This is a genomic window from Microbacterium meiriae, from assembly GCF_032364335.1.
GTDB classification, from domain to species: Bacteria; Actinomycetota; Actinomycetes; order Actinomycetales; family Microbacteriaceae; genus Microbacterium; species Microbacterium meiriae.
This window is the reverse complement of the sequence record NZ_CP133984.1, coordinates 1871596-1891502: the sequence shown is the minus strand read 5'-3', so window position 1 is coordinate 1891502 and position 19907 is coordinate 1871596. Positions and strand designations below refer to the sequence as shown.

At 70.1% G+C, this 19907-nt stretch carries 24 protein-coding genes and 4 tRNA genes; 14 read left to right on the top strand and 14 right to left on the bottom strand.

Annotation, left to right across the window (positions count from 1 at the left end; translation table 11 throughout):
• Nucleotides 1–66: 66 nt before the first annotated feature.
• On the bottom strand, nt 67–1260 hold the full coding sequence (locus tag RI211_RS09110; protein ID WP_268776272.1) for a ribonuclease D: 1194 nt from the start codon (nt 1258–1260) through the stop codon (nt 67–69).
• A complete protein-coding gene (locus RI211_RS09105; protein ID WP_315637734.1) occupies nt 1253–1834 on the bottom strand; it encodes a DUF3000 domain-containing protein in 582 nt (193 codons plus the stop codon). Before RI211_RS09105 ends, RI211_RS09110 begins: the two co-directional genes overlap by 8 nt.
• Before the next feature lie 25 nt (nt 1835–1859).
• Between RI211_RS09105 and RI211_RS09100 the strand changes: the two genes are divergently transcribed.
• Entirely contained in the window at nt 1860–3017 is a 1158-nt protein-coding gene (locus RI211_RS09100; protein WP_315637735.1) for an alpha/beta hydrolase family protein, read from the top strand.
• Here the strand turns inward: RI211_RS09100 and RI211_RS09095 are convergent.
• Entirely contained in the window at nt 3001–3432 is a 432-nt protein-coding gene (locus RI211_RS09095) for a SufE family protein (protein ID WP_187661550.1), read from the bottom strand. The two genes, RI211_RS09100 and RI211_RS09095, sit on opposite strands and share 17 nt — an antisense overlap.
• 18 nt (nt 3433–3450) lie before the next feature.
• Nucleotides 3451–4344: a sulfurtransferase gene (locus tag RI211_RS09090; RefSeq protein WP_315637736.1), complete on the bottom strand. Its 894-nt coding sequence runs from the start codon at nt 4342–4344 to the stop codon at nt 3451–3453.
• A gap of 144 nt (nt 4345–4488) precedes the next feature.
• Here RI211_RS09090 and zapE point away from each other — a divergent pair, with 144 nt between their 5' ends.
• The 4 genes from zapE to RI211_RS09070 all read left to right on the top strand — a co-directional run bounded on the left by zapE (nt 4489) and on the right by RI211_RS09070 (nt 7988).
• Complete coding sequence (gene zapE / locus RI211_RS09085) at nt 4489–5526, top strand: cell division protein ZapE (RefSeq protein ID WP_315637737.1); 1038 nt, start codon at nt 4489–4491, stop codon at nt 5524–5526.
• A gap of 134 nt (nt 5527–5660) precedes the next feature.
• Nucleotides 5661–6899, top strand: a complete 1239-nt coding sequence (locus RI211_RS09080; RefSeq protein WP_025103552.1) for an ammonium transporter — start codon at nt 5661–5663, stop codon at nt 6897–6899.
• A gap of 19 nt (nt 6900–6918) precedes the next feature.
• Nucleotides 6919–7518 (top strand): type II toxin-antitoxin system PemK/MazF family toxin, encoded by a 600-nt coding sequence (locus RI211_RS09075; protein WP_187661547.1) that lies wholly within the window; start codon nt 6919–6921, stop codon nt 7516–7518.
• Nucleotides 7519–7601: 83 nt separating this feature from the next.
• A complete protein-coding gene (locus RI211_RS09070) occupies nt 7602–7988 on the top strand; it encodes an SPW repeat domain-containing protein (RefSeq protein ID WP_315637738.1) in 387 nt (128 codons plus the stop codon).
• A 60-nt stretch (nt 7989–8048) separates the two neighbouring features.
• Here RI211_RS09070 and RI211_RS09065 read toward each other — a convergent pair whose 3' ends face one another.
• On the bottom strand, nt 8049–8222 hold the full coding sequence (locus tag RI211_RS09065; RefSeq protein WP_268776275.1) for a hypothetical protein: 174 nt from the start codon (nt 8220–8222) through the stop codon (nt 8049–8051).
• A gap of 112 nt (nt 8223–8334) precedes the next feature.
• Nucleotides 8335–8760 carry a GIY-YIG nuclease family protein gene (locus tag RI211_RS09060; RefSeq protein ID WP_315637739.1) on the bottom strand — a complete coding sequence of 142 codons (426 nt, stop codon included), beginning with the start codon at nt 8758–8760 and terminating at the stop codon, nt 8335–8337.
• A 104-nt stretch (nt 8761–8864) separates the two neighbouring features.
• Here RI211_RS09060 and RI211_RS09055 point away from each other — a divergent pair, with 104 nt between their 5' ends.
• Complete coding sequence (locus RI211_RS09055; RefSeq protein WP_315637740.1) at nt 8865–9830, top strand: TIGR03885 family FMN-dependent LLM class oxidoreductase; 966 nt, start codon at nt 8865–8867, stop codon at nt 9828–9830.
• Nucleotides 9827–11491: an alpha-amylase family protein gene (locus RI211_RS09050; protein WP_315637741.1), complete on the top strand. Its 1665-nt coding sequence runs from the start codon at nt 9827–9829 to the stop codon at nt 11489–11491. Before RI211_RS09055 ends, RI211_RS09050 begins: the two co-directional genes overlap by 4 nt.
• A gap of 53 nt (nt 11492–11544) precedes the next feature.
• Here the strand turns inward: RI211_RS09050 and RI211_RS09045 are convergent.
• A tRNA-Val gene (locus RI211_RS09045) sits at nt 11545–11617 on the bottom strand.
• A gap of 151 nt (nt 11618–11768) precedes the next feature.
• Here RI211_RS09045 and RI211_RS09040 point away from each other — a divergent pair.
• The 4 genes from RI211_RS09040 to RI211_RS09025 all read left to right on the top strand — a co-directional run bounded on the left by RI211_RS09040 (nt 11769) and on the right by RI211_RS09025 (nt 12591).
• Nucleotides 11769–11841, top strand: a tRNA-Gly gene (locus RI211_RS09040).
• A 52-nt stretch (nt 11842–11893) separates the two neighbouring features.
• A tRNA-Cys gene (locus RI211_RS09035) sits at nt 11894–11964 on the top strand.
• Between the two features lie 27 nt (nt 11965–11991).
• Nucleotides 11992–12066, top strand: a tRNA-Val gene (locus RI211_RS09030).
• A 204-nt stretch (nt 12067–12270) separates the two neighbouring features.
• Nucleotides 12271–12591: a hypothetical protein gene (locus RI211_RS09025; RefSeq protein ID WP_232089025.1), complete on the top strand. Its 321-nt coding sequence runs from the start codon at nt 12271–12273 to the stop codon at nt 12589–12591.
• A 106-nt stretch (nt 12592–12697) separates the two neighbouring features.
• On the opposite strand, the gene RI211_RS09020 is transcribed toward RI211_RS09025, so the two are convergent.
• Nucleotides 12698–13171, bottom strand: coding sequence for a DUF4383 domain-containing protein (locus tag RI211_RS09020; protein ID WP_259963067.1), 474 nt, complete (start codon nt 13169–13171; stop codon nt 12698–12700).
• 190 nt (nt 13172–13361) lie between these two features.
• On the opposite strand from RI211_RS09020, the gene RI211_RS09015 reads away from it, so the two are divergent.
• Complete coding sequence (locus RI211_RS09015; RefSeq protein WP_315637742.1) at nt 13362–13862, top strand: DUF6098 family protein; 501 nt, start codon at nt 13362–13364, stop codon at nt 13860–13862.
• Entirely contained in the window at nt 13859–14611 is a 753-nt protein-coding gene (locus tag RI211_RS09010; protein WP_315637743.1) for an MBL fold metallo-hydrolase, read from the top strand. The genes RI211_RS09015 and RI211_RS09010 overlap by 4 nt, the downstream gene beginning before the upstream one ends.
• Nucleotides 14612–14616: 5 nt before the next feature.
• Here RI211_RS09010 and RI211_RS09005 read toward each other — a convergent pair whose 3' ends face one another.
• The 6 genes from RI211_RS09005 to RI211_RS08980 form a co-directional block, all read right to left on the bottom strand.
• Nucleotides 14617–15843: a Dyp-type peroxidase gene (locus tag RI211_RS09005; RefSeq protein WP_315637744.1), complete on the bottom strand. Its 1227-nt coding sequence runs from the start codon at nt 15841–15843 to the stop codon at nt 14617–14619.
• Nucleotides 15843–16376 (bottom strand): copper chaperone PCu(A)C, encoded by a 534-nt coding sequence (locus tag RI211_RS09000; RefSeq protein WP_315637745.1) that lies wholly within the window; start codon nt 16374–16376, stop codon nt 15843–15845. The genes RI211_RS09005 and RI211_RS09000 overlap by 1 nt, the downstream gene beginning before the upstream one ends.
• A gap of 11 nt (nt 16377–16387) precedes the next feature.
• The gene (locus tag RI211_RS08995) at nt 16388–17008 is read right to left on the bottom strand and encodes a copper resistance CopC family protein (protein WP_315637746.1); all 621 of its coding nucleotides are present in this window, start codon (nt 17006–17008) and stop codon (nt 16388–16390) included.
• A gap of 110 nt (nt 17009–17118) precedes the next feature.
• Nucleotides 17119–17724, bottom strand: coding sequence for a hypothetical protein (locus RI211_RS08990; RefSeq protein ID WP_315637747.1), 606 nt, complete (start codon nt 17722–17724; stop codon nt 17119–17121).
• Nucleotides 17725–17773: 49 nt separating this feature from the next.
• On the bottom strand, nt 17774–19123 hold the full coding sequence (locus tag RI211_RS08985) for a cryptochrome/photolyase family protein (RefSeq protein WP_315637748.1): 1350 nt from the start codon (nt 19121–19123) through the stop codon (nt 17774–17776).
• On the bottom strand, nt 19120–19497 hold the full coding sequence (locus RI211_RS08980) for a DoxX family protein (RefSeq protein WP_315637749.1): 378 nt from the start codon (nt 19495–19497) through the stop codon (nt 19120–19122). Before RI211_RS08980 ends, RI211_RS08985 begins: the two co-directional genes overlap by 4 nt.
• A gap of 50 nt (nt 19498–19547) precedes the next feature.
• Here RI211_RS08980 and RI211_RS08975 point away from each other — a divergent pair, with 50 nt between their 5' ends.
• Nucleotides 19548–19907, top strand: coding sequence for a YnfA family protein (locus tag RI211_RS08975; RefSeq protein WP_315637750.1), 360 nt, complete (start codon nt 19548–19550; stop codon nt 19905–19907).

Here is a 19907-nt window from a genome sequence, read left to right as displayed (position 1 = left end):
CCAAGTTAGTGCGGTGGCCTCAGTCTATGAACGGCCGGAAACCGGGAGGAATCGGTTGGATCGAACCTACGAAGCGGTCGCGGACGTGGTGTCGGGCGATTGCGTCGCCTCTACAAAGGCGTCGGCGATCTTCTGTGCAGTCTGTTCAACCTGCCAGGGGCGTGCCCCGAGTGCGGAGAGGGCGGCGCCGATCTCTTCCGCGGTGGCGCCCGGGCCGTCCCACGCGACCCGGCGCAGGTACTCGGGCGTGAGGAGGTTCTCGGTGGGCATGCCCAGCTCCTCCGCGACCGCCTCGACGGCGGGACGGGCGGCCTTCAGGCGGGCGTCGGCCTCCGGGTTGCGGTCGCCCCAGGCGCGGGGCGGGGGGAGCGCATCGCTCGGCACGCGTTCGCGCGGCAGCGTCTCCGCGGCACGGCCGTCGACGATCGCCTGCCACCAGCGGTCGAGCTGGGTGCGGCTCGCGCGGCCCTGGAACTCCTTGACTCCCGCGAGGGCCTGCTTGGAGGCGGGGTTGGCGAGGACCGCGGCGACGAGGGAACGGTCGGGCACGAGGCGCCCGGGGGAGATGTCCTGCTGCTGCGCGTACATCTCGCGGGCCTCCCACAGGGCGCGGGCGACGGCGAGGTTGCGGGCACCACGGACCTGGTGGAGTCCGCTCAGTCGCCGCCAGGGGTCTTCGCGCGGGGCCTTCGGGGCGCGCGCCAGGGTGGCGGCGAACTCCTGAGCGGCGAAGGCGGTCTTGCCCTGTTCCTCGAGCTCGGCGACGAGCGCGTCGCGGACGTCGACGAGGTGCAGCACGTCGAGCGCGGCATAGTCCAGCCAGGAGTCGGGCAGCGGACGGGTCGACCAGTCGGCGGCCGAGTGCTCCTTCTTCAGGGTGATGCCGAGCGTGTCCTCGACGACGGCGGCCAGACCCACCCGGTCATGACCGAGCAGGCGGGAGGCGAGCTCGGTGTCGAAGATCTCCTTCGGCTCCAGGTGCAGCTCGCGCAGAGAGGGCAGGTCCTGGCTGGCGGCATGGAGCACCCACTCGACGTCGCCGATGGCCTCCTGCAGCGGGGCGAAGTCGCCGATCGCGGGCGGGTCGAACAGGAACACCCCGGCCTCGCGTCGGAAGACCTGCACCAGATAGGCCCGCTGCGAGTAGCGGAAGCCGGACGCCCGCTCGACATCGACGGCGACCGGGCCGGTGCCGGCCGCGAGCGCAGCACAGGCTGCACGGAACTCCTCGGTTTCGGAGATCACGGAGTATTCAGTCACGTACAGCCTTTCGCGCGCCGATCACGGCGATGCCCTCGGAACCCGGCGGAAGCCCCGCCAGCATTCCGACCAGCTCGGCCCATGCTTCGACGTGCGGTCGGAACGGGCCCTCCGGAGTCCAGGACGCCCGCAATTCTATCTGTGCGCCGTCTCCCTCGTCGGCGAGGCCGCCGAATCCCTTCGACAGCGTCTTCGTCGACGTGCCGGACGGCGAGTGGTAGATCGCCTCCCGGGAGTCCAGGGCGTCCACGAGCCACGACCAGGTGACGTCGGCGAGCAGCGGGTCCGTGCCGATCTCGGTCTCCAGCGGAGCCTGGGCGAAGATCACGATGCGCCAGGCGCCTCCCCAGGCATCCGGTTCCTCCGGATCGTGCAGCAGGATGAACCGTCCGGTCCCGTATATCGAGTCGCCGTCCTCACCCGGGCGGACGTCGGCGGAGAGCGCGATCGCGAAGGGCGCGAGGTTCTGCGGCGTGGGGATCTCGCGGACCGCGATGTCGTCGCGGAACGCGGTCGCGCGCAGTTCGGCGACGGCGGCGTCGAAGGGCGTCCCGGCCTCGGGGTGTGCGGTCACGGCAACAGGCTAGAGTCGGAAGGCGATGAAGAGTCTCAGGCACGCCGTTGCGATCGTTGTCCCCGCGCTCCTCGCCCTGGGCGCCACCGTCGGGATCCTCGTGATCGCGGTGGCACGCCGGGTCGTGACCCCGTTGCGAAGCCGCGTCCAGGACACGGAGATCCTCGCGATCGACACCGGGGCGCAGACCATCGAACTCCGCCGCACCCTCGACACCGAGCTGCCGGGGCGATACGGCCTCTTCACCACGGGCACGTACGGCTACGTCAAACTCGGGGCGGTTCTCAGCGCGGACAGCACGACGGTGCGGCGCAAGCTCCTCACGAAGATCGAACCCGGTGCCAGGGTGGACCGCGGCGCGTCCTTCAGCGGCAGCTACTACATGTCGCCGAGTGAGCTGCACCTGCGATGGGAGAACGTGCTCATCGGCTCGCCGACCGGGCCGTGCCCCGCGTGGTTCTTCCCGGGGGACTCCTCGACCTGGGTCATCCAGGTGCACGGTCGCGGCACAACCCGCGCCGAGTGCCTCCGTGCTGTGCCGGTGATGCACGCGGCGGGGCTGCCCACGCTCGTCGTGTCGTACCGCAACGACGGCGAGGCGCCGCGGACCAAGGCGGGCGCCTATGCGCTCGGCGCATCCGAGTGGCGCGATGTCGACGCCGGGATCGCCTATGCGCTGCGTCACGGCGCCGAGCGGATCGTGCTGATGGGCTGGTCCATGGGCGGGGCGGTGTCCTTGCAGGCTGCGGTCAACTCCGGCCATCGGGATCGCATCGCTGGCATCATCCTGGAGTCGCCGGTCGTCGACTGGCGCACGGTCCTCCGTTTCCAGGCTCAGGTCGCCCGGGTGCGCGCACCGCTGCCCGCGCTGGCGATGGGAGCGCTGCAGCTGCCGCTCACGGCGAAGCTCAGCGGTGCGGACGAGCCCATCCTGTTCGACCGTCTGGACATGGTTGCTCGGGCTGATGAGCTACGGGCGCCGATTCTCATCCTGCACAGCGACGACGACGGCTTCGTCCCGGCGGATGCCTCGCACGCACTGCAGGAGGCGCGGCCGGACCTGGTCACCATGCCGCGCTTCACCGTCGCCCGGCACACCAAGCTCTGGAACTACGACGAGAAGGGCTGGACCACGGCCATCTCGGAATGGCTCGCGGCACAGGGGCTCAGCGCTTCTGCCTGACCTGGTTCTTGGCCCGCATCAGCATGCCGGTCATGCCGCCGATCCGCAGCGGTGACACGGCCTTGGTGAGCCCGATCGACTGCGGGTAGTCCTCGGGGATCGCCAGCACCTCGTCCGCTGTCAGCCCGGTGAGGCCCTGGACGAGGATGCTCGCGAAGCCCCGGGTCGTCGGCGCCTCCTCAGGGGCCGTGGCGTGCATGGTCACGACGTCGTCGTGGACCTCGACGTAGATGTAGACCGGCGACTGGCATTCCGCGACGCGCTCGCCCATCTCCGGATGCGCCGCGACCTCATCGGAGACGGCGGGCAGCTCGTCGGCGTACTCCAGGAGCAGCAGCAGGCGGTCCGATTCCGGGGTCTCCAGGAATCCGTCGCGGATCTCGGCGAGGGTCTCGGGCAGGGCGGAGGCGTTCATCCCCGCCATTCTCCCACCTCAGACGGTGCCGGGCTCCGTGCCCGTGACGATCGGGACGCGCACCGCGCTGCCCCACTCCGTCCACGAGCCGTCGTAGTTGCGGACGTTCTCGAAGCCGAGGAGGTGCTTGAGCACGAACCACGTGTGGCTCGAGCGCTCCCCGATGCGGCAGTAGGCCACGACGTCGTCACCGTCCTGCAGCCCGGCGCCGTCCCGGTAGATGGCGTCGAGATCGGCGCGGCTCTTGAAGCCGCCGTCCTCGGCGACCGCCTTCGCCCACGGCACGCTCTGCGCGGTGGGGATGTGGCCGGCTCGCAGAGTCCCCTCCTCCGGGTAGGCGGGAGCGGTGGTCCGCTCTCCGCTGTACTCCTCCGGGGAACGGACGTCGATGAGCGGGTTGCCGAGGTGCGCGAGCACGTCCTCCTTGTACGCGCGGATGGCCGTGTCGTCCCGCTCCACCACCGGGTACTCCGTGGCGGGACGGTTCGTCGCCTCGCGAGTCAGCTCGCGGCCCTCCGCGATCCAGCGATCACGGCCGCCGTCGAGGAGGCGGACGTCCTCGTGACCGAAGAGCGAGAACACCCACAGCGCGTACGCCGCCCACCAGTTGTTCTTGTCGCCGTAGATCACGACCGTGTCGTCGCGGGCGACGCCCTTGCGGCTCAGCAGCTCGGCGAAGCCCTCGCCGTCGACGTAGTCCCGCACGACCGGGTCGTTGAGCTCCGTGTGCCAGTCCACCTTCACCGCTCCGGGAATGTGGCCCGTCTCGTAGAGGAGCACGTCCTCGTCCGACTCGACGACCACGAGGCCGGGCTCTCCCAGGTGGGCGGCGAGCCACTCGGTCGTCACCAGGCGGCCGGGCTCGGCGTACTCGGCGAACTTGGGGGAGGAGGAGTCGAACTCGATGGCCATGGGGTCTCCGTAGCGGTGAGCGGGCGAGCGGGCGGTGCGGACGGCGTAGTGTGGATCCGTCCCTTCGACGATAGATCCTCCGCGCGCCCCCGGGACCCGATCCGTAAGACTTCGACACAGGCCCTTGCCTGATTCAGGACCGTGATGACCGACCCGACCACCCGCACCGGAACCGTCCACCTCACCGAGCGCACGCCGACGGTCAGCGGACCCGAGATGCTCGCGAGCCTGGTGCCGCCGCCGCAGTTCGACGACGCCACGTTCGACAGCTACCGGGCGGATCCCGCCTACCCGTCGCAGGAGGAGGCGAAGCAGACGTTGCTGCGTTTCGCCGGACGCGGTGCTCCCGTCAAGCGGGGCGGTCTGTTCAGTCGGGCGAAGAAGGAGCCGGAACTGAAGCCCGGGGTCTACCTCGACGGCGGCTTCGGCGTGGGCAAGACCCACCTGCTCGCGTCGATCTATCACGCGATGCCCGCCCGGCGGAAGTACTTCGGCTCGTTCATCGAGTACACCGCTCTGGTGGGGGCACTCGGCTACAAGAACACCGTGGACCTCCTCAAAGGCGCCGATCTGCTCTGTATCGACGAGTTCGAGCTCGACGATCCGGGCGACACGATGGTCATGACGCGCCTTCTGGGTGAACTCGTGCCCACCGGCACCCGGCTCGCGGCCACCTCGAACACGCCGCCGAACGCGCTCGGCGAGGGACGCTTCGCCGCGCAGGACTTCCTCCGCGAGATCCACGCGATGTCGGACAGCTTCCAGACGCTGCGCATCGACGGCGTCGACTTCCGGCAGCGGGCGATCGACGGTCACGCCGTGGCGCTGGAGGACGCGGCGTACGAGGCCGCGGTCGAGGCGGCCTCAGCGGACGGCGCTGTGTCGGACGATGCGTTCGACGACCTCATCCGGCATCTCGCCCAGGTGCACCCCTCGCGCTACATCAGGCTCATCGACGGGCTGCACCGCGTGGGGCTGCGCGGCGTGCGCCAGCTCACCGACCAGTCGGAGGCGTTGCGGTTCGTGGCCTTCGTCGACCGGGTCTACGACGCGCAGATCCCGATCCTCGCGACGGGTGTCGGGCTCGACGCCGTGTTCTCCGACGAGATGCTCGCCGGCGGCTACCGCAAGAAGTACCTGCGCGCCATCTCCCGGCTGAACGCGCTCACGCATTCTGCGTAAGCCTGCAGGCCTGCGTAACGCGATGTTCACACCCGGAGTCGTGCTGTAACAGCGGAGAAACAAACCTCACGCATGGGCGAAATCGCCCATGGTCACACTGAAGCTCTCAATTACTTCGGATGTGAGGTTTTCCTATGGATGCTCCCGGCAACATCTCGTGGGCGATCACCGCGACGGCACTGGTGCTGCTCATGACGCCCGGCGTCGCCTTCTTCTACGGCGGTCTCGTCAAGGCGAAGAGCGTCGTCAGCATGATGATGATGAGCTTCGGCTCGATCGGACTCGTCGCCGTGCTGTGGATTCTCTTCGGCTTCTCCATGAGCGCCGTCGACAGCCCCACGGCCTTCGCGGGCAACCCGTTCGCGGACATCGGCCTGTCCAGCCTCGCCTCGGGTGAGGGCTCGAACGTCGCCCTGCTCAGCGTCGCGTACGGCGCCACCTTCGCGATCATCACCGTCGCCCTGATCTCCGGGGCGATCGCCGATCGGGCGAAGTTCGGCAGCTGGCTGATCTTCGCCGGCGTCTTCGCCACGGTCGGCTACTTCCCGGTCGCGGCCTGGGTCTGGGGCGGCGGTTGGATCATGAACCTCGGCACGACCCTGTTCGGCGAGGACAGCGGCATCGGCGTGATCGACTATGCGGGCGGCACGGCGGTGCACATCAACGCGGGTGCCGCGGCACTGGCCCTCGCCCTCGTGCTCGGCAAGCGCATCGGCTTCCAGAAGGGCATCCTCAAGCCGCACAACGTGCCGCTGACGCTGCTCGGCGCCGCGCTGCTGTGGTTCGGCTGGTTCGGCTTCAACGCCGGTGCGGAGTGGCTCGCCGAGGACATGGGCGGCGTCGGCCTCATCGGCCTGAACACGCTCGGTGCGACCGCGGCCGCGATCCTCGGCTGGATCCTCATCGAGCGCATCAAGGACGGCAAGCCCACGTCCGTCGGCGCCGCCTCTGGCGCGGTGGCGGGTCTCGTGGCGATCACCCCTGCATGCGCCAACCTCACCCCCGGATGGTCCCTCCTGCTCGGCGCGGTGGCCGGCATCGTCTGCGCCCTCGCGGTGGAGCTGAAGTTCCGCCTCGGCTTCGACGACTCGCTCGACGTGGTCGGCATCCACCTCGTCGGCGGACTCATCGGCACCGTGTACCTCGGCTTCTTCGCCACCGGCACCGGCCTCTTCGTCGGTGGCGACGCCCGTCAGCTCGCCGTGCAGGTGATCGCCGCCGCCGGCGTGCTGATCTACTCCTTCGTGGTCGCGTGGGTCATCGGCTTCGTGATCCAGAAGACGATCGGGTTCCGCATCACGAACGAGGACGAGATCGCCGGTGTCGACCAGGTCGTGCACGGCGAGGAGGGCTACGCTCTCGCGAACGCGTGACGACGGTTAGGGTGACCGTGTGGGCACGACCAGCAACGGCATCCTGAAGGCACTCGCGGACCTGCTGCGCCGAGCAGTGGGCTCCCCCCGGGCGCCGCGGACCTCTCCCGGTCCGCGGCGCCCGGACGCGCGTCTGCGGACGGCCGAGGAGCGCGAGCGGCGATCCGCGAAAACGCCGGACGCCGGAGTCGAGCCGGGGCAGGTCCGCGGTACCGAGACCGTGCGGCTCGACCCCGGGCGTATGCCGGCCGTCCGCGTGGCCTACGCGCCGCACCGGGACGGCGCTCCCGACGCCGGCGAGGTCGTCTGGACCTGGGTGCCGTACGAGGAGAACGACGGCCGAGGCAAGGACCGGCCGGTGCTGGTGATCGGGCGGCAGTCCTCCGAGCGGGTCTACGCGGTACGGATGACCAGCAGGCCCCACGACGGCGAGCGCGACTACCTCTCGATCGGGAGCGGCGAGTGGGACGGGCAGGGCCGCGAATCGTGGGTGGACATCGAACAGCTCTACAGCGTCCATGAGCGTGGTCTGCGCCGTGAGGCGGCGGCCCTGGATCGTGGCCGGTACGCACGGGTCGCGGCAGCGCTCCAGCGGCGGTACGGATGGGCGCAGAGCTGACCCGGCAGCCGCACTCCCATCCGATGGGCGCAGGGCTCCGAACCTTCTGATGAGTCGCCGCCGGCGGCACCCAAGGAGGAATCATGCGTTTCATCCCGACCAAGGTCCACGGAATTCTCGACTACGTCGTCGGGATCGCTCTGATCGCCGCGCCCTGGCTGTTCGGCTTCGCCGGTATGGGCGGAGCCCCGGTCGTCATCCCGATCGTGCTCGGCGTGGGCCTCATCGTCTACAGCCTCTTCACGAAGTACGAGTGGGGTCCGTTCGGTCTGATCCCCATGCCCGTGCACCTCGTCTTCGGCATCGTCGCCAGCCTCTTCCTCGCGCTGTCGCCGTGGCTGTTCGGGTTCGCAGGCGAGGCGCTGAACGTCTGGCTGCCGCACGTCGTGGTGGGTGCTGCCGTCATCGTCGTCGTGCTGTTCTCGCAGCCGCAGCCGCAGAGCACCCGCGGACGGGCTGCGACCGCCTGACCCGCACACGACGAGGGGCGACCGGATATCGATCCGGTCGCCCCTCGTCGTCCGCGCGGACTAGGCCTCGTCGTCGGACTCGGCCTGATGCTCCTGCTGCTGCTCGGTGTCGACCTGTGCGGGAGGCAGGTCCTGCAGGAACTGGCGGTCGCTGTTCGGGTCGCCGCTCCCGTCTCCGGCGAGCGGATCCTGCGCGCTGACGTCGTCGGCGGGGATGTTCTCTCGTCCGTTCATGTCCGGTCCTCTCACGCGGGGCGCCGGGTGCGCCCGTTCACAGGCGAGTCTGCCTCCTGCCGGCGCAGCGGGGGATCCCCTGGTGCGATCCTGTGTGCAGTGATAGGCGCGTTCACCCTCGGAGCGCGGCGCTGAGCCAGCGCGCGTATTGATGCCAGGGGTCGCCGTGCCGCTGCAGCGCCGCGATGTGGGCGCGGATCTCCGGTGTCAGGGTGAACCACTCGCCGCCTTCGCGGGCGGAGGCGAACTCGCGATGACGCTGCTGCTCGCGCACCCTGTCGCCCCGTTCGAAGGCGAGGAGCTCGTCGTGACGGATGCTCGCGAGACGGCGCCGCGGCTGTCTGCTCGTGCCGATCTTCACGCGGTTGTCGTAGCGGAGGTAGTACACGACGTCGATCCGCGGGAACGGCAGATCGGGGTCGGGGGAGTCCCCGTAGCGCCAGCCGCAGAGCGCGCAGTGCCACGCGTCGTCCGTTCGCAGCCCAGCGAGACCACCGCAGAGGGGACAGGGTCCGGGGAGAAGTCGGGGTTTCGGCACCCGGGCAGGCTACGTCCGCCCTCAGACATCGGCCGCCACCTGCCAGCACTCGGCGCTCCTGTCAACCACTGCCGCCGGGCGTCGTCCCTTGCCAGACTCGGCCTATGGTCTTCATCGGATTCCACGCCTCCCATGAGCAGATCCCACCCAGCGCGCTGCTGGACGCGGTCGTCAGCGCGGAGTGGGCCGGCTTCGACGGAGCGATGTGCTCCGACCACCTGGCCCCGTGGCTCCCCGATCAGGGGGAGTCGGGATTCGCGTTCAGCTGGATCGCTGCGGCGCTGGCCCGTACGAGATTCCCCATCGGCATGGTCAACGCGCCAGGACAGCGGTACCACCCCGCGATCGTCGCGCAGGCCTTCGGAACGCTGGAGGAGATGTTCCCCGGACGGTTCTGGGCCGCGCTCGGCAGCGGCGAGGCGATGAACGAGCACGTGACCGGCGACGTCTGGCCGGCCAAGGACGTCCGCAACGCGCGGCTGCACGAGAGCGTGGATGTGATCCGACGGCTGCTCGCCGGCGAGGAGGTCGATCACGACGGTCTCGTGCGCGTGCACCGCGCCCGCGTCTGGACCCGGCCGGCGCAGCCGCCGCCGCTCTTCGCCACCGCCGTCAGTCCGGAGACGGCGGAGTGGGCGGCCGGCTGGGCGGACGGCCTCGCGACGGTCGCCCAGGAGCCGTCCGCGCTGCGGAGGGTGGTGGAGGCCTACCGCTCGGCCGGGGGAGAAGGGCCGTGCATCCTGCAGACGCACGTGAGCTGGGGCGCCGACGACGCCGAGGCGTACGCGATCGCGAAGGAGCAGTGGCGACAGGGCGTCGTCACGCCGCCGCTCGCGTGGAACATCGAGCAGCCGGAGGACTTCGATGACGCGGTGGGCGAGGTCGATGAAGCAAGGCTGCGCGCGGCCGTCCTCGTCGACCACGACGCCCGGTCGCTCGCGGGACGGTTGGCGGAGCTCGTCGACATCGGCTTCGACCGGATCTACCTGCATCACGTCGGACGAGAGCAGACCCGGTTCCTGAAGGCGGCCGCCGCCGAGATCCTGCCCGCTCTGAGGGAGCGCACATGAAGATCACCGATACGAGCGACCTCTGGTGGAAGACGGCCGTCGTCTACTGCCTCGATGTGGAGACCTTCCTGGACTCGAATGGCGACGGCGTCGGCGACCTCCGCGGCCTCGCGCAGCGGATCGACTACCTCTCACAGCTGGGCGTGACGTGCCTGTGGCTCATGCCCTTCTACCCTTCGCCGGACCTCGACGACGGGTACGACGTCAGCGACTTCTACGGCGTGGACCCGCGTCTCGGCACCCACGGCGACCTCGTGGAGGTGATCCGCACGGCCCGTGACCGCGGCCTCCGCGTGATCGTCGACCTCGTCGTCAATCACACCTCGGACCGTCATCCGTGGTTCCGCGCGGCGCTCCGCAGCGTCGACTCGCCCTATCGCGATTACTACGTGTGGCGCGACGACGCGCCTCCGAAGGGACAGAAGAACCCGGTCTTCCCCGGGCAGGCCGACGGGATCTGGACCAAGGACGAGAAGTCCGGGCAGTGGTACCAGCACAGCTTCTACGAGCACCAACCCGACCTCAACCTCGCCAACCCCGTGGTCCGGGACGAGATCGCGAAGGTCATCGGGTTCTGGCTGCAGCTCGGCGTCTCGGGCTTCCGGGTGGATGCCGTGCCGTTCCTCCTCGAGGTTCCGAAGACGGCGGACATCCCCGATCCGCACGAGCTGCTGCGCGACATGCGGCGTTTCCTGCAGCGTCGTTCCAGCGAGGCGATCCTGCTCGGCGAGGTCAATCTGCCGTACGAGGAACAGTGCGCGTACTTCGGCGGCACCGACGGCGACGAGCTGACCATGCAGTTCGACTTTGTGGCGATGCAGTCGCTGTATCTGTCCCTCGCCCGTCGTGATCCCGCGCCGCTCGTCGCCGCACTCTCCGCGCGCCCGGTCCTCGGACCGGAGGTGCAATGGGCGAACTTCCTCCGGAACCACGATGAGCTCACCCTCGACAAGCTGACCGACGCCGAGCGTCAGGAGGTCTTCGAGGCGTTCGCGCCGGACGAGCGGCAGCGCGTGTTCGGCCGCGGGATCACGCGGCGCCTGCCGCCGATGCTGGAAGGCGACCCGCGGAGGATCCGGATGGCGTACAGCCTGCTCTTCACGCTCCCCGGCACCCCCGTTCTGTTCTACGGCGAAGAGATCGGAATGGGCGAGAACATCGCCGTCGAGGGTCGGCAGGCCGTGCGCACGCCGATGCAGTGGTCGGCGGATCGCAACGGGGGCTTCTCCGACGCACGCCCCTCTCGGCTCGTCGCGCCGCCGCCGACCGACGGGTATGCGCCCACGCACGTGAATGCCGCCGCCCAGCTCGAGGACCATGGCTCGCTGCTGCACTTCCTCCGCGAACTGACCGCGCTCTACCGGGTATCGCCCGAGCTCGGGTGGGGGTCGTTCACCGTCATCGAGCAGCCGCAGGACGCCCTGCTGGTGCACTCCCTGGAGGCCGATGTGGGGCGCACGATCGCCGTGCACAACTTCGCGGAACGTCCGGCGACGACGCGGTTCCGCCTGGGGGAGGAGCCCGCGGGCACGACCCTGGTCGACCTTCTCGACGCGCGGCGCGTGCCCCTGGACGACGACGGAGAGGTGGAGCTGGAGCTTCCGGCCTACGGCTACCGGTGGCTGCGGGTCTCCCGCCCGGGAGACGGCAGGATCCTGTGACGGGCGGAAACGCCGAAGGCCCCGGATGACCGGGGCCTTCGGAGGGGATTCGGTGGGCGATACCGGACTCGAACCGATGACCTCTTCCGTGTGAAGGAAGCGCGCTACCAACTGCGCCAATCGCCCATACCCGTGGGGTACGTCAACCGATACTACCCGACCGTCAGGCGCTCCGATGACCAGTCCGGGAGACACGCGCGAGATTCGCTGCGGGTTTGGCGGAGCGCCGATCATCGGCTAATGTTTCATAAGTGCCCGGGACAACCGGGAACAAAATGCGGATGTAGCGCAGTTGGTAGCGCACAACCTTGCCAAGGTTGGGGTCGCGAGTTCGAGTCTCGTCATCCGCTCGAGTGCAGTAGATCTTCTCGAAGATCGGCGGCACGTGGGGTCAATCCACACGGTGGCGTGGCCGAGCGGCTAGGCACCGGCCTGCAAAGCCGTTTACACGGGTTCGAATCCCGTCGCCACCTCACGGGAAAACTGAATAGCCCCAACGGGCGCGATTGGCGCAGCGGTAGCGCGCTTCCCTGACACGGAAGAGGTCACTGGTTCGATCCCAGTATCGCGCACCACCTGAAACCCCCGGTTCGCCGGGGGTTTTTTGTTGCGTCCAGCTCTCCTCCCTGCGCGCGAGGTCGCATATCCGCGCGAGGTCGCAGCCCGATCGCGGAGCTCCGCGACCTCGGTGCGAATCTGCGTGTCGGTGCCGTCGAGATCGAGTTCGAAGATGTGTTCGAATATCGATATCCTGGACGTGGCCGGAGGAAGGAGCCGGTGTGGGGAACTCGGGTCGCGCGCTCTCTGCGTACAACGACATGCGGTCGCAGCATCAGGCCATCGAGGCCGCCGCGCGCCGGGGCCCCCTGCAGTCCCTGTCCGATCGCGAGCTCGCCTTGCGGGAGTCCGCCGTCACCGTCTATCCGCACGCGCTCCAGCGGCGGGTGCGGGCGTGGGTGCGGTTCGGTCCGGAGGCGATCCGCGTGGAGGCGAAGGTCGTCCGCTCCACCCCGCTCGCAGCGGGCATCGAGTTCCGTGCCGGTGACCGCACGTACCGCTGCTGGGTCTGGGGGAACGCCGTGCAACCCGTGGACGGGTGACCGGGCCGCGGACACCGCTCGCACTCCGGCTGCACGCCGGACGCGACAGACGGGACGCCCCCTCCGTCATGCGAGGAGGGGACGTCCCGGCCGGGTGGGGTGAGCGTCAGACGCGCGCCGTGCCCGCGCCGTTCTGCGGGACGCGCGGCTCTCGACTGACGAAGATGCCCAGCAGCACCATGCCGATCGCGAGACCGAGGTGGAGCCAGTTGTCGGCGTTGTTCACCGGCAGGAAGTTCAGCTGCTCGTTGCCGACCGCGATGAGGCCGTACAGCCAGACGACGAGGTACGCGAGCCCGCCGATGATGAGGTAGAGACGGGACGCGCGCGGCGACGCGGCGAGCGCGATGCCCGCGACCGCGAACAGCAGGTGCACGACGTTGTGCAGCACGGACACCTGGAACACGCCGAGGAGCAGGGCCTCGGACGCTGCTCCGGCGCCGTGCAGGTGCTCGGCCGAGTGGGTGACGCCCGGGATGAAACCGGCGATGCCCACGATGAGGAAGACGATGCCGATGATCAGCGCCGTCTTCTGGATCGGTGTGCCGGCGTAGCGGGTGGTGCGGGTGGTGTCGCTCATGATCCCCTCCAGGGTGTGGTGCGGTTGCCCGACCGTAGGACTTCCTGTGCGCGCGCTGAGAGGGCATTGACGCATCAGGAGTCACGCGGTAACTTCATGCGCCCGTTCCCGGACGCCGCTGCGACGTGGGCGAGAACCGCGGATTGTCAATCCCCCTCGGCAGGAGGGGACCGCTTCGTACGCTCAGGCCATGACCGATGCCGCTCTGGACCGCACCTGCGGCCTCGCCTCGACATCCGATCGCGACGCCGCGACCGGATTGCGACGCATCGACCATCTGGCGCAACTGGCCGCCGTCGTCCGCGCGTGCCCGGATCTGCACGTCCGCTACTCGGAAGGTCCCGACGCGGATGCCCGTCGTTCCAGCGTCGATACGGAGAGCGGCCTCGAGCTGCCCGGCCTCTCCGTCAACCCGCTGGACGCCGAACGCTGGTGGACGCGTCCGCTGGAGGACTGGCTCGCGCGCCAGCTCTGTCAGTACCGACACCTCGCCGAGAAGGACCCGCAGCGCATCGCCTGGATCCTCCGTGGCGAGCACTGCGGCCGGGGGCCCGACTGCGAGCCGCTGCTGCGAGAGGTGGAGCCCATCGCCGTCATCGGCGAACACGTCCTGCTCGAGGCCAGGGAACGGTACGAGCGCAATTTCGATGCGGGGCGCGGACCCGCCGACGACGAGGAGGACCGGGAATGAGCAGAGGGCGGCAGTGGACGGAGGTGGTTCCCGGCTTCTTCGGCATCAGTGTGGCGGACGTGAACTGCTACCTCGTGCAGACCGCGGACGGGCTCACGCTGTTCGACGCGGGACTGCCGCGCAGCAGGGGCGTGCTCCTCGACGTGCTCGGCCATCTGGGAGCGGAGGCGGCCGACATCGACGCCGTCGTCCTGACGCACGGTCACTTCGACCATGTGGGTGTGGCCCGCGGACTTCGCGAGGAGGGCGTCTCGGTGTTCGTCCACCCGCGCGATGCGGAGCTCGCCCGGCACCCGTACCGTTACCGTCCGGCTTCACCTCGCGTCCCCTACGTGCTCACGCATCCGCGGGGGATCCCGACCATCACGCGCATGGCTCTCGCCGGAGCGCTGAACGTCCGCGGCGTCGAGGCGCAACCGCGGGTGACGCACGGACACCCGATCGATGCGCCGGGCACGCCGCTCGCCCTGTGGACCCCGGGGCACACGGCGGGGCACTGCGCCTACTTCTTCGAAGAGGCCGGCGTGCTCATCGCCGGCGACGCCCTGGTCACGCTCGACCCGTACACCGGCGAGACCGGCCCGCAGATCGTGGCGCGGGCGGCGACGGCCGACACCGCCGAGGCCATGGAGTCCCTGGACACGCTCGACGAGACCGGCGCACGCGTCGTCCTCACGGGGCACGGGGCCGCGGTGCTCGACGGCGTGGGGCCCGCGGTCGCTGCGGCACGGCGCCGCGGACCCCACTGACCGTCTCAGTCGAGCAGCGTCTCGCCGATGTAGCCCTTCTCCGTACAGCCCGGAGGGATGGCGAACACGGCGGAACCGACAGGGACGGTCCACTCGTTGAGCAGGTCGAGCTCGTCGAGCCGTTGCTGCATGGGGACGAACTGCCGCGCGACGTCGGCCTGGAACGCGGCGAAGAGGAGCCCTGATTCGGAGACCCCGCTTCCGCCCGGCCGTTCGTCGTAGTTGTACGCCCGGCGGAAGATGCGCTCCGCGCCGTCGCCGCGGGCCCGCCGGATATGCGCGAAGGCCGGGATGACGGGGAACCCGATGGCCGTCGTCGCGTCGAAATCCGGCTCGTCGAACTCCGACGTCCCCGTGAGCGGCGCACCGTCGCGGAGCGTCCGCCCCACCGAGGCCTCGCGGCCCCCGCGATCCAGGCGGTCCCAGGCGTCGAGGTCCATGCGGATGCGGCGCAGGACCATGCCCGTGCCGGCGGCGAGCCAGCCGTCGTCACTCCAGACCACGCGCTCGAAGTCCTCAGTGCCCGGCTGCGGGTTGCTCGTGCCATCGACTTGACCGAAGAGGTTGCGCATGGTCGTCCCCGGTCGCTCGGTGCCGTGTGCGCGGCGGAAGCCCTGCTGGATCCACCGGACGGTCGCGAAGCCGCGCGCGTCCTTCAGGAGCATGCGCTGCGCGTGCGCGACGGTCAGGGGGTCGTCAGCGGCGATCTGGAGGAGCAGGTCTCCGTCCGAGAACTCCGGCTGTAGGCGGTCCACCCGGAAGGCGGGAAGCGGCGCGAGCCACGAGGGGGTGCTGCCGCCGGCCCGTGCCACGAGCGTCGGACCGAAGCCGAATGTGATCGTCAACCGGGCCGGGGCGACGGCGAGCTCCGGCTCCGAGTCCGCGAGCGCCGACCGTCCCTGGGCGAGCCTCGCCGCATCGTCCGTGAGGATCCGTAGGAGCCGGCGGAGCGCGTCGCGGTCGACCTCCGGGCGCAGATCGAGCGCCACGAACGAGCCGTGCGCCTGCGCCGCGGTGTCGATCCCGGCCTGATGGACGCCGTGGAACGGGACAGTGAGGGAGCCGTTGAGCGGTGCGGGGGCCGCGGGAGCCTCCGTGTCCGCTCGCGTGAGGGCGAGATCCGCCCCGACCGCGACGGCGGCCCCGACACCGGCGACAGCCCCTCCGAGGAGGAACTGCCGCCGGGTCGAGCCGGTGCGGCCGGCGCGCGCGCCCGAGACGCGCGCGGACATCAGTGGTCCATGCCCTCGTGGTCGTCGTCGGCGCCGTCGTAGTTCTCGTTCGCGCCGGAGTAGTCCTTCACCGGCGCGGCGAACTCGAACGTGGAGTCGTCCGACAGGGTGACGGTGAACGCGACCTCGTCACCGGCTTTCAGAGGCTCGGGGAGGTCCATCATCATGATGTGATTCCCCCCGGGCTCGAGGGCGAGGGTGCCGCCGGCGGGGACGACGAAGCCCCCGGCGATCTCCCGCATGACCATCTCCCCGGCCTCGTTCTCCACGGTCTCGTGCAGTTCGATCATCGGCGAGGCGGCGGAGGTGACCGACGTCACCGTCACGTCCGCCGCGCCCTCGTTGACGAGTACGCCGAAGCCCGCGGACATGCCGTCATCGGCCGACTTGACCCAGGCGTCGTCGATCCGGAGGACCTCACCGGCGGGGGCGCTGGTCGGCGTCTCGGCTGTGGGCGCGGTGCACCCGGTGAGCGCGACGAGCGAGAGGACGATCGCCGCGCCGAGGCGGGGAAGAGAAGTGCGAGTGTTCATGATGATGCCTTTCAGGAGTTCTCTGCCGTGTCGTCGCCGGATTCCGGCGGCACGGCGGCCGCGCGGTGGCGGCGGAGGATGAGGAGGAGAGTGAAAGCAGCGACGGCGAGTGCCGCGCCCGCCCCACCGACGAGCAGAACCCGGATCGGGTCGCCCGTCTCGTCTGCGTTCTGATCCGATGCGGTCGACGAGTCGTCCGGGGCGGAGGTGGTCGGCTCAGGGTTCTCTGTCGACTCCAGCGGGACGGCGTCGCCGACGGCGAAGGGGATGACCCCCGCGATCGGGTGCCCGTCCTCGGAGACGACCTGCCAGCGCACCTGGTACCCGCCGTCCGGCATGTCCGTCCTGAGAGCGGCCGTGACGTTCCGGCCACGCACCTCCACCTCGCCGGTCGCCCAGTCCTCGCCCTCCGCGTCGACGACGAGGACGACGGCCCCGGCGGTCGACTCGTCGAGGACGAGGAGCTCGCCCGAGAACGTCATGGTGACGCTCGAGGGCGCAGCATCGAGACGCTCCCCGTCGCCGGGGTCGCTCTCGAGGAGTTGGTCATGGGCGGTCGCCGGCGCTGCCGTCGCGAGGATCGCGACAGCCGCCAGCACCGCCCCGGCCGCGAATCTGCGGACAGGGGACATGGAAGAGCCTCTCTTCAGACGTCGCCGAGCGACGTGGGTACCTGCGTTCGGACGCGCGTCACCGGGACAGCGCGAGGACGCTCCGCACGGCGCGAAGCCGTGGGTGCGGATCAGAGCGCGGGAAGAGTGGGCGGTGCGCGCCCGAGAAGCGGGGTGAGGAGCCGAAGATCATGGGCCGTCCGGACGAGGAAGACCCCGGCCAGGCGGAACGGAGAGGTGGCGGAGCGCGGGGCGAGCGTCACATCCGCGCGCCGACGCACCCAGCGGATCAATCGGACGGCGAGATCGCGCACGGTGAGGAGCAGCCGCTCGCCGCGGTGGAGCGCCGTCACCGTGAGGAGGGCGGCGAGGGCGTGCCCGAGCCGCATCGAGGCGTCCGCAGTCGCGACGACCGCAGCGCCTTCGGCTGCGGGGAGCACGAGCGGTGCGCCGTGCACGTGCCGGATCGCCACGCCGGACGGAGTGACCGTGCCGAGCACGAAGAGCACGTGGAAGAGGAACTGGCTCACAGCCACCGAGAGGGTGAGCCGGGTGAGGGAGAGCTTCCGTCCGGCGAGCAGCACGCTCACCATGAAGGCGAACAGCCAGGGCACGAGGATGCCCAAGGGGCCCGGCATCTCTCCGCCGCCGCTCACGTGACCTGCGAGAGCCACGAAGATCGCGAGCGACGAGGTCGCGAAGCCCCGCACGACGGCGGGCTTGCGGGACGGGCTCACGGCCACCAGTCTGCCATGTGCCGGAGTCCGTGACGGGCCGGGGCGCGCGTCAGCCCCGTGGTGCTCCGGTGCGCTTCACGACGTCGTAGGCGGCGAGCGCAGCCTTGCGCGTCTCGCCGAGGTCGACGATCGGCTCAGTGGGGGCGTCCGCAGCCCAGCGCCCGATGTAGTGCCCCTCGCCGTCGAACTTCCTGGCCTGCAGCTCCGGGTTGAACACGCGGAAGTACGGGGCGGCGTCGGCGCCGGAACCCGCGACCCACTGCCAGTTGAACGGATTGCTCGCGTCATCGGCGTCCACCAACGTGTCCCAGAACCACTCCTCGCCGAGGCGCCAGTCGATGAGGAGGTTCTTGACGAGGAACGATGCCGTGACCATCCGCACCCGGTTGTGCATGTACCCGGTGTGCCAGAGCTCGCGCATGCCCGCGTCGACGAGGGGAACTCCGGTTTCGCCGTGCTGCCAGAGCTCCAGACGTGCGGGATCCAGCGGAGGCCACGGGAACGCGTCGAACTCCCGCCGCAGGTTCTTCGTCGCGAGGTCGGGGAAGTGGAACAGCGTGTGCCAGGCGAACTCGCGCCAGCCGAGCTCCGAGAGGAATCCGCCGGCCCCGTCGACGTCGATCGCCTCGTGCCACACGGTGAAGGGGCTGAGCTCGCCCCAGCGCAGACGCGGAGACAGCCGGGAAGTGGCACCGGCAGCCGGGGCGTCGCGAGCGTGGTCGTACGTGCGGATGTCGTCGGTGAGGAAGTGCCGCAGCCGGTGGCGCGCGGCGGGCTCCCCGGGCTCCCATGTCTCGCGGAGCCCGCCCGCCCAGTCCGGGGCGGTCGGTAGCAGCCCCCAGTCGCCCAGCGCATCGGAGGGCAGCCGCTTCCCGGCGCCGCGAAGCTCGCGGGGTTCGGGGAGCGGAGCGCGCGGGGCCGGAAGAGCCAGACAGGCCCGCCAGAACGGCGTGAAGACCGAATAGTGCGTGCCGCTCCCGGTGGTGACCGTCCACGGCTCGTGCAGGAGCGACCCGGCGAATGATCGCACCAGGAGCCCCTCGTCGCGCAGCGTCGTCTTCAGCCCGGCATCGATCTCGCGCCCGGCGGCGCTATAGCGGCGGTTCCAGAAGACCGCTCCGGCACCCGACTCGGCGACCAGCTCCCGCACGATCCGGTCGGCGGACCCGCGCCGCAGCACCAGCGTCGTCCCCTTCTCCTGCAGCCGCGCGGCGAGCGAGGACAGCGAATGGTGCAGCCACCAACGCGCGGCACCGCCCAGCCGACGGATGCCGGGGGACTCCTCATCGAGGACGAAGAGCGCGATGATCGGTTCGTCGCGGTCGACCGCGGCACGCAGCGCGGGGTTGTCGGCCAGGCGGAGATCGTCGCGGAACCAGACGATCGAGGGCGAGGTCATCGGGTCGCCCACAGGGCCCAGGCGATCAGCAGGGGCTGCAGGAACAGGCGGCCGAACCGCCGCCGGTCCGTGTCGAGACCCGGGGTCGATCGGCCGGTGCGCCACTGGTGCCAGTTGCCGGGGAACACCGCGGCGAAGAATCCCGCCGTCGCCCACCCCATCTTGCGGCGTTCCCGCGGCAGTGCCACCAGTCCCGCGGCGAGCGCGACCTCGGCCGCACCCGACACCAGAACGATCGTGTCCTTGTCCATCCGGGTGAAGCGGGTCGCCCAGTCGGGCACGACGACCCGGAACCCGCGTGTCTGAGTGAAGTGCAGCACGCCCATCGCGCCGAGGGCGAGAGCGAGGAGCCAGCGGGCGATCGTCCGTGTCATGCGCCCACGCTACCGTCCCCGTCGGACGCCGCGGCTGTCACACTGAGGCGATGACCGTGCTGCGCATCACCGTCCTCTTCCTCCTCGCCGCCATCGCCGAGATCGGCGGTGCCTGGCTCATCTGGCAGGCGGTGAAGGAGGACAGGGGGTGGCTGTTCGCCGTCCTCGGGGTGATGGCCCTCGGTGCCTACGGGTTCATCGCGGCGCTGCAGCCGGACGCGAACTTCGGCCGCGTCCTGGCCGCCTACGGCGGGATCTTCATCGCAGGCTCCCTCGCCTGGGGCATCATCGTCGACGGATTCCGCCCCACCTCGTGGGACGTCATCGGCTCCGTGGTGGCGCTGGCCGGGGCGGCGATCATCATCTTCGCGCCGACGGCCGCGGATCCGCTGTCGGAGACCGCCGCGTGA

Bases quoted from the DNA above. Each gene is read 5' to 3' on its own strand.
- RI211_RS08995 (WP_315637746.1), bottom strand. From the start codon at position 17,008: ATGTCCCCTGTCCGCAGATTCGCGGCCGGGGCGGTGCTGGCGGCTGTC.
- RI211_RS09100 (WP_315637735.1), top strand. From the start codon at position 1,860: ATGAAGAGTCTCAGGCACGCCGTTGCGATCGTTGTCCCCGCGCTCCTC.
- RI211_RS08975 (WP_315637750.1), top strand. From the start codon at position 19,548: ATGACCGTGCTGCGCATCACCGTCCTCTTCCTCCTCGCCGCCATCGCC.
- RI211_RS09020 (WP_259963067.1), bottom strand. From the start codon at position 13,171: ATGAGCGACACCACCCGCACCACCCGCTACGCCGGCACACCGATCCAG.
- RI211_RS09010 (WP_315637743.1), top strand. From the start codon at position 13,859: ATGAGCAGAGGGCGGCAGTGGACGGAGGTGGTTCCCGGCTTCTTCGGC.
- RI211_RS09090 (WP_315637736.1), bottom strand. From the start codon at position 4,344: ATGGCCATCGAGTTCGACTCCTCCTCCCCCAAGTTCGCCGAGTACGCC.
- RI211_RS08980 (WP_315637749.1), bottom strand. From the start codon at position 19,497: ATGACACGGACGATCGCCCGCTGGCTCCTCGCTCTCGCCCTCGGCGCG.
- RI211_RS09095 (WP_187661550.1), bottom strand. From the start codon at position 3,432: ATGAACGCCTCCGCCCTGCCCGAGACCCTCGCCGAGATCCGCGACGGA.
- RI211_RS09005 (WP_315637744.1), bottom strand. From the start codon at position 15,843: ATGTCCGCGCGCGTCTCGGGCGCGCGCGCCGGCCGCACCGGCTCGACC.
- RI211_RS08985 (WP_315637748.1), bottom strand. From the start codon at position 19,123: ATGACCTCGCCCTCGATCGTCTGGTTCCGCGACGATCTCCGCCTGGCC.
- RI211_RS09080 (WP_025103552.1), top strand. From the start codon at position 5,661: ATGGATGCTCCCGGCAACATCTCGTGGGCGATCACCGCGACGGCACTG.
- RI211_RS09015 (WP_315637742.1), top strand. From the start codon at position 13,362: ATGACCGATGCCGCTCTGGACCGCACCTGCGGCCTCGCCTCGACATCC.
- RI211_RS09065 (WP_268776275.1), bottom strand. From the start codon at position 8,222: ATGAACGGACGAGAGAACATCCCCGCCGACGACGTCAGCGCGCAGGAT.
- RI211_RS09050 (WP_315637741.1), top strand. From the start codon at position 9,827: ATGAAGATCACCGATACGAGCGACCTCTGGTGGAAGACGGCCGTCGTC.
- RI211_RS09070 (WP_315637738.1), top strand. From the start codon at position 7,602: ATGCGTTTCATCCCGACCAAGGTCCACGGAATTCTCGACTACGTCGTC.
- RI211_RS09000 (WP_315637745.1), bottom strand. From the start codon at position 16,376: ATGAACACTCGCACTTCTCTTCCCCGCCTCGGCGCGGCGATCGTCCTC.
- zapE (WP_315637737.1), top strand. From the start codon at position 4,489: ATGACCGACCCGACCACCCGCACCGGAACCGTCCACCTCACCGAGCGC.
- RI211_RS09055 (WP_315637740.1), top strand. From the start codon at position 8,865: ATGGTCTTCATCGGATTCCACGCCTCCCATGAGCAGATCCCACCCAGC.